This is a genomic window from Streptomyces sp. NPDC049577 (genome assembly GCF_040675635.1).
Classification (GTDB): Bacteria; Actinomycetota; Actinomycetes; order Streptomycetales; family Streptomycetaceae; genus Streptomyces.
In genome coordinates, this window is sequence record NZ_JBFAPH010000379.1 from 1 (window position 1) to 5,766 (window position 5,766).

The following is a 5,766-nucleotide window of genomic DNA, read 5'->3' on the forward strand; positions in this document are numbered from 1 at the left end:
GGGACCCGTCGCGGTCGCGGCGGGCGGCGGTGCGGCGGGTCAGGTACGAGACGGGGACGATCAGCAGGCTGACGCCGAGGCCGATGGTCATGACGCGGACGCCCCACTGGGCGCCGCCGACCACCAGGGCCGCCGCGTTGAGCACGGCCAGGGCGAGCGCGAGGCCGGCGGCGGGGCGGGGCAGGCGCAGCCCGCCGGGGTCGCCGCCGGGGGTGCGGCGCAGGACCAGGTAGGCCATGGGCATGAGGATGAAGACGATGAGGTAGCCGACGTTGGCGGCGGCGACGACCTCGACGACCCGGGTGCCGAAGACGGCCAGCATCAGGGCGATGACGGTGGCGTCCCAGACCATGGAGCCCACCGGCACGCCGCGCTTGTTGACCCGGGCGAAGAGGGACGGCAGATGGCCGTCGCGGGAGATCTGGTAGACGGTGCGCGAGGAGGTGAAGATGAACGCCTGCGCGCCGAGGACGAGGGCAGCGGCCAGGACGAGTCCGATGACGGTCTTCCCGGCGGAGCCGAAGAGCACCTCGGCGGCCGGGACGAAGCCGGTGACGGGGTCGTCGCCGAGTCCCTCGGTGCCGATCAGGCCGAGCAGCACGATGGGCAGCAGGCCGAAGGCGGCCAGGCAGGCGCCGGCGGCGAGCGCCATGGCGCGGGGCATGCGGCCGGCGCAGTCGCGCATCTCGGCGCAGACGGTCGAGGCCATTTCGGCGCCGTAGGCGACCCAGGCGGCCACGAAGAACCACTTGGCGATCAGGGCCGTGAGCGCCCAGCCGCCGCCGGGCGCGGTGTCCGGCAGCCGCAGGGGCAGCAGATGGCCCACGTGGAAGGCCGAGGGCTTGATCAGCGGCCCGGCGGCTATCGCGAGCAGGGGTATCACGGTGACCACGGCCAGCAGGGCGTTGAGCCGCATGCTCAGCCTCAGTCCGTAGGAGTTGACGATGTAGAGCACCACCCCGATGGCGATGGCCAGGGGTATGACGGGGACGTGGGGGAAGAGCACCTCCCGCAGATAGGTGGCGGCCAGGATCAGGTTGACGGCGATGCCGGGGGTCCAGGCGAACCAGTACGACCAGGACGACAGCGCGCCGAGCGAGGGCGAGCCGCGGCGCAGGGCGCGGTGGGCGAACTGGGCGGTGCCGCCCGCCCGGGAGGAGAAGCGGGAGGCGAGTTCGGCCAGGAGCAGGCACTGCGCGGCGCCGACCGCGGCCGCCACGATCCACACCAGGACCGAGACGTTGCCGAGTTCGGTGGCCATGGGGCCGAGGGAGACGGTGACCAGGACGGCCCCGCCGAGGGCGACCAGCACGGCGGAGCGCCAGGAGACGATCCGCGGCAGGCTGCTCGACGAGGGGAAGAGCCGGGGGCCGGTGGGACGGGGGCTGTCGGTGGAGGCGGGGCCGGGTTCGGGTGCGGGGCCGTCGTCGGAGGCTTCGGGGCGCGGGCGCTGTGACATGGTCGGTCTTCCCCCCGTCTGTTCGAGGTCGTGCTACAGGAGGCGGCGTGAGACGTCCTCGACGGCCGCCACGAACCGGTGCACCTCCTCGGCCGTGTTGTAGAGGTAGAAGGAGGCGCGGACGCTGCCGGGCTGTTCGATCTCCGGGGCGTCCTTGAAGTAGGAGAGGGCGCAGTGTTGTCCGGAGCGGACGCCGATCCGGTGGTGGGAGTCGAGCAGTTGCCCGACGTCGTGCGGCGAGTGGTCGCCGACGTTGAAGGAGAGGATCGACGACATCTGTTCGGCCTTGCCGGGGCCGTAGACCCTGACCCCGGGGATCCGCGAGAGTCCGTCGAGGGCCAGCGCCATCAGCTCCCGGTCGTGGGCGGCGACGGCGGCGGGGCCCAGGGCGGTGAGGTAGCGGGCGGCCTCGGCGAGGCCGAGGGCCTCGGCGATGGGCGGGGTGCCGGCCTGCCACTTGTGGGGCAGGTCGCTGAAGACCGCGTAGTCGATGGTGCACTCCTCCAGCGAGGGGCAGCCGCACCGGCCGGTGGTGTCGATGCTGCCGCCGCCCAGGACGGCCGGGGTGAGGCGTTCGGCCCACTCCCGGCGGATGTAGAGGCCGCCGATGCCGGTGGGGCCGAGCATCTTGTGTCCGGAGAAGGCGAGGAAGTCGCAGCCGATGGCCCGCACGTCGACGGGCATGTGCGGGACGGCCTGGGCGGCGTCGACCAGGAAGGGCACACCGGCGGCGCGGCAGAGCCGGGCGACGTCGTGGACGGGGACGACGGTGCCCAGCACGTTGGAGACGTGGGTGAGGGTGACGAGCCGGGTGCGTTCGTTGATCAGCGGGGCGAACTCCTCGACGTCGAAGACGCCCTGGACGCCGGGGTGGTACCAGCGCAGCCGCAGGCCGTGGCGGGCGGCGAGGCGGGACCAGGGGATCATGTTCGAGGTGTGCTCCAGGGTGGAGAGCACGATCTCGTCGCCCGGGGAGAAGTCCAGGGAGAGGGCGATCAGGTTGATGGCGGCGGTGGTGTTGAGGGTGAGGACGAGTTCCTCCGGGCCGGCGCCGATGAAGGCGGCGATCGCGGCCTGCGCCTGCTCGTAGTGCTCGGACGCCTCCAGGGAGGCGTCGTAGACGCCGCGGTGCACATTGGCGCGGAAGGTGAAGTAGAACTCGTTCATCGCCTCGACCACGGTGCGCGGGGTGAGGGAGGAGGCGACGGAGTCGAGGTAGATCTCCTCGTCCTTCAGGGTCGGGAAGTCGGCCCGTAAGGCGGCGGCGTCGAAGCCCTTCGACGCCGTCCCGGTGCTGACGGTCATGGGTGCTGCCTGCGCAATCCCGGCCTGCGGCCGGATCGGTGTGGGTGGCTCGGGCGGTGGCTCAGACGGTGGCCAGGGCGGGTTTGACGGCGACGGCGCGGCCGATGATCATCGCTTCGATCCACTGGGCGGCGGCTGGGATCTTGTCGCGCTTGAGTTCCTCGACCTTCAGGCCGGAGGCCTGGAGCGTCTCGACGGTGGGCCGGTTGCAGTGGCATTCGTTGCCGAAGAGGAACCAGCCGGGCTGGATGAAGTCCTGTTTGCGGGCGATCTTCGGATCGGGATTGCGGACATGTTCCAGGAAGAGATATTGGCCGCCCGGTTTGAGGACCCGCTCGATCTCGGCGAGCACCACGGTGGGGTCCTTGACGGTACAGAGGATCATCGCCGCGACGACGGTGTCGAAGGAGTTGTCGGGGAACGGGACCTTCTCGGCCGGGGCGACAGTGAGCTGGACGTTCTGGACGAGGCCGAGTTCCCCGACCTTCCGGGCGAGCTTGGCGACCATGGGCGGATAGGGCTCGGTGATGACCATCTCGGTGACGGCGGGCGGATAGTGGGGCAGATTGAGGCCCGTGCCGGCGCCGAGTTCAAGGGTGCGTCCGTGGGCGGGGGCCAGCATTTCGGCTCGCTTCTCCGATAATCCGGCCTGCTCGAACTTGTTCAGGAACCGGTCGTACATGCCGGCGAATACGTACTTTCCCCAGGTCGCGTTGTAGACGGTTCTGACGACCTCGAGTGCCTTGCTCGCCATGGTGGTCTCCCCGTTGGTGCGATGGACGGTGGTGTGGTGGTGCGCTCCGGTGCGGGCCGTCTCAGCTCCGCGCGGCGCGGCGGGCGGCGGGCATCCAGCCCACTCCCGGGGCAGGGCCCCGGCAGTCGGTGCTGGGCAGTCCGGCGACCATGTCGCCGAGCTGGGCCCGCAGACGCACCAGCCGGGCGATCTCCTGGTCGATCTCGCCCATGCGCCGGCGCAGCAGATCACCGGCCGAGCCGCACGGGCAGGCGCCGGCGTCGCGCACCGCCAGCAGGTCCCGGATCTCCCGCAGCTTCAGTCCCAGGCACTGGGCGCCCTGGATGAAGCGCAGCCGTTCCACCGCGTCGGGGCCGTAGCGGCGGTAGCCGGCCGCCGAGCGCTCCGGCGGCAGCAGCAGCCCCTCGCGCTCGTAGTAGCGGACGGCGTGCGCGCTGACCCCGACTTCACGGGCGAGGCCGGTCACGGTCAGCCCGCGGTCCGAACGGATTGCCGGTTCCATGGGCCCGACGCTAAACCTTGCACCCCACTCCAAGGTCAAGCTCCCGGGTCGTGGGTATTTCCCTGCGAAATGCCGGGCGGAATTCGGAGCCGGTGATTCCCGGGGACGGGGTTCCGCGTGGGATCACGGAAAGCAGATTGGCCGGAAACACGTCAAGTCAGCGGCTGAAAACGGTGCTAGCGTCCAACGCCACCCGCACCCGGCCGGTCGGCCCTCCCACGAAGGGGGCCCTTCCGAACAACGGGGGAATGTCCCATGCACGGTGCGTCCAGCGGCCCCTCCGCGGGCCCCGCCGGCCGATGTCCCGGCCCCCTGCCGGCCGGACCGTCCGGGCCGTTCCCCTCCAGCAGCCGGCTGCCCCGCACGGTTTCCTGGTGGTCCGCGATACCCGTCGCCTTCGGCGGCGCCCTGTCCGTCACGGTCTCGCTGGGCGCCATGGCCGGCGAACTCGGCAACGTCTCCCCCTGGGTGTGGATCGCGACCGCGGCCGTCGGCGCGCTGCAGTGCGTCCTGATCGGTGACCTCGCCGTCCGCCACCCCGACCGCGCGGGCGGGACCGCCCAGTTCGCCTACCGCGCCCTGCCACGCGGTTCCGCCGCGCTGGGCGCCCTCTCGTCCTGGTCGTACTGGTTCGCCTGGGTGCCGGCCGTGCCCGTCATGCTCATCCTCGCCGCCGGCTATCTGAAGGCCGCCTTCTGGCCCGGCGTCGACAGGCTCACCCTCGCGATCGGCATGGGCCTGGTCCTCTACGCCCTCAATCTCGCGGGGCTGCGCCGCAGCAGCCAGGTCAACGCCGTGCTGGCGCTGGTGGCCCTGGTCCCGCTGATCGCCGTGCTGCTCGGCCCGGCCGTGCGCCCGGAGCGCTTCCACGGCGGGAACCTCTTCCCGCTCGCCCTCCCCCACGACGCCCCCGACGGCGCGCTCGGGGTGATCGCGCTGCTGGTGAAGTGGATGTTCGTCGCCTCCTGTTCGGCGTACGGCGCGGAACTCGCCTCCACCCTGTGCGCGGAGATCCGCGACATCCGCCGGCACCTGCCGAAGGTCATGGCGATCTCCGCCCTGACCTGCCTCGCCGCCTACACGCTCGTACCGCTGGTGCTGGTCGCCGTGGTCGGCGCCGAGGGGCTCACGGAGGAGCCGACGACGGTGTTCCTCCCGGCCGCCGGGATCCTGTTCGGCTCGGCGGGCAAGGACGTCGTCGCCGTGCTGCTCGCGGCGTGCCTGGTGCTGACCGCCCAGTCGGCGGTCGTCAGCTCCTCGCGCACCGTCTACCAGATCGCCCTGGACGGCTACCTTCCGCGGCCGTTCGCGCACGTCAGCCGGCGCGGCGTGCCCACGGGGTCGCTGGCGTGCGACGCCGTCGTCATCGGCGTGCTCCTCGCCGTCTTCGGCACCCGGGTGCTGGAGGAGGTCGCCTCCTCGAACTTCGGCTACCTCATCGTCTTCGTGCTGCTGCCGCTCGCCCACCTCGGCCTGCGCCGCGATCCGGCGGCCACCGCCTCCGCCGGACGGCGAACCGCCCTGACGGTGCTGGCGGTCGCGCTGGCCGTCTTCAACACCGTGCTGCTGGTGTGGGGCGGCATCCAGTGGGGCCCGAAAGTCGCCGTGGTGGGGCTGGTGTTCAGCCTCCTCATCCTTCCCGTCGCCGCGCTCACCCGCCGGTTCGCACCGTCGGGCGACGCCTGAACACCGCGTCCGCACCAGCCCGGGGGAGCCCGTCATGTTCGCCGCCCTGTTCACCGCACG

At 71.7% G+C, this 5,766-nt stretch carries 5 protein-coding genes; 1 reads left to right on the forward strand and 4 read right to left on the reverse strand.

Going from position 1 to position 5,766, the window contains the following annotated elements:
- The 4 genes from AB0K09_RS28850 to AB0K09_RS28865 all read right to left on the reverse strand — a co-directional run.
- Positions 1 to 1,459 (reverse strand): APC family permease (locus AB0K09_RS28850; protein WP_366068353.1); only part of this gene is annotated, 1,459 nt, incomplete at its 3' end.
- Positions 1,460 to 1,492: 33 nt separating this feature from the next.
- Complete coding sequence (locus AB0K09_RS28855) at positions 1,493 to 2,764, reverse strand: cysteine desulfurase (protein WP_366068354.1); 1,272 nt, start codon at positions 2,762 to 2,764, stop codon at positions 1,493 to 1,495.
- A 61-nt stretch (positions 2,765 to 2,825) separates the two neighbouring features.
- On the reverse strand, positions 2,826 to 3,518 hold the full coding sequence (locus AB0K09_RS28860; RefSeq protein WP_366068355.1) for a class I SAM-dependent methyltransferase: 693 nt from the start codon (positions 3,516 to 3,518) through the stop codon (positions 2,826 to 2,828).
- A gap of 61 nt (positions 3,519 to 3,579) precedes the next feature.
- Entirely contained in the window at positions 3,580 to 4,020 is a 441-nt protein-coding gene (locus AB0K09_RS28865; RefSeq protein WP_366068356.1) for a MerR family transcriptional regulator, read from the reverse strand.
- Positions 4,021 to 4,275: 255 nt separating this feature from the next.
- Between AB0K09_RS28865 and AB0K09_RS28870 the strand changes: the two genes are divergently transcribed.
- Entirely contained in the window at positions 4,276 to 5,706 is a 1,431-nt protein-coding gene (locus AB0K09_RS28870) for an APC family permease (protein ID WP_366068357.1), read from the forward strand.
- Positions 5,707 to 5,766 lie beyond the last annotated feature (60 nt).